Origin of the sequence: Bacteroides mediterraneensis, assembly GCF_016900355.1 — a bacterium.
In the GTDB taxonomy this organism is placed as follows: Bacteria; Bacteroidota; Bacteroidia; order Bacteroidales; family Bacteroidaceae; genus Phocaeicola.
Map to the genome: position 1 here is coordinate 1 of NZ_JACJKA010000057.1, position 991 is coordinate 991.

General features: G+C 41.1%; 2 protein-coding genes. Both read right to left on the bottom strand.

The window, feature by feature from the left end:
- Window positions 1-15: 15 nt before the first annotated feature.
- Window positions 16-480 carry a transposase family protein gene (locus H6A28_RS14745; RefSeq protein ID WP_204435065.1) on the bottom strand — a complete coding sequence of 155 codons (465 nt, stop codon included), beginning with the start codon at window positions 478-480 and terminating at the stop codon, window positions 16-18.
- Window positions 434-922, bottom strand: a complete 489-nt coding sequence (locus H6A28_RS14750; RefSeq protein WP_204435066.1) for a helix-turn-helix domain-containing protein — start codon at window positions 920-922, stop codon at window positions 434-436. The genes H6A28_RS14745 and H6A28_RS14750 overlap by 47 nt, the downstream gene beginning before the upstream one ends.
- Between the last annotated feature and the right edge of the window lie 69 nt (window positions 923-991).

Sequence of the window (991 nt, forward strand, 5' to 3'; positions counted from 1 at the left end):
TAGACTTTATATAGATTAATTTATTATATGACTCATTTTGTGCGTGATTCTGAAGTTGTGTAATCCACAAGCAATAAGAATCACCATATCTTCGAAACCGAATTTATGGCATCTGAATCGTTCTTTAACAATACGGCATTTTTTCATACCACCTATGGCATGCTCCACTTTAATCCTGATTCCGGAAATCCGCTTGTTCTCTTGTTTTTCAACAGTAGTAAGCTCTTTTCCTTTAGGTTTCTTCTTGGGCATGCATATTTCAGCTCCATCCGGTCTGTGTCCGGTGAAGCCTGTATCTTGCCAAAGCCTGATACCTTTGGGGAGTAGAAGAGGTTCTTCATCACAAATCTTTTTGTCATGGACATGACCTTCGTATGTGGAACTCAGCCATACAATCCTAAGATTGTTGGTACATAGCAGGTTATTCTTTATGCTATGAGTTTTTTTTACCACTATAGCATGCGGACTGCCTGTCTTCATCCAAAGGGCGTTGAATAGGCCGCTCGGTTCCGTCCAATAAGACTTCTTCGCATCCTTGAAGAATGTGTATCAGACGTTTGGAGTTACGGTCCGGCAATTCACCAAGCGTTTTCAATGTACGCCGGAGAATCTCCGAAAGAAGGTGAATCCATCTATTGGCCTGGGGCTGGGTCATCTCAAACTGAATGGCATGGAGTTCCTGAAGGGGATTGGTCTTCAGATATACCAATATGAAGAACATTTTGTCCTGAATCAGAGGCAATACACTGGTCTTCCTGTTGTAAGATATGCGTTGACGCACTTTACCTTCCAAGGTAAAATGGCTGTAATATTCATCCCAATGGTACTTGAAAGTTATTAGCAAGGCATCAAACTCAGCAGGAGTTAATCCTGTCGCTGCAAGCACTTGGCTATAACGGTGGCGAATCTTGTCGTAATACATCAATTGAACCTTTTAGACCACAAAGATAAGTCAAAGAACGCTTTAATCAATTATTCGATATAAACTCTA

What these genes read in the sequence shown, in the direction of transcription:
- H6A28_RS14745 (WP_204435065.1), bottom strand. Translation starts at nt 480, where the DNA reads ATGAAGACAGGCAGTCCGCATGCTATAGTGGTAAAAAAAACTCATAGC.
- H6A28_RS14750 (WP_204435066.1), bottom strand. Translation starts at nt 922, where the DNA reads ATGTATTACGACAAGATTCGCCACCGTTATAGCCAAGTGCTTGCAGCG.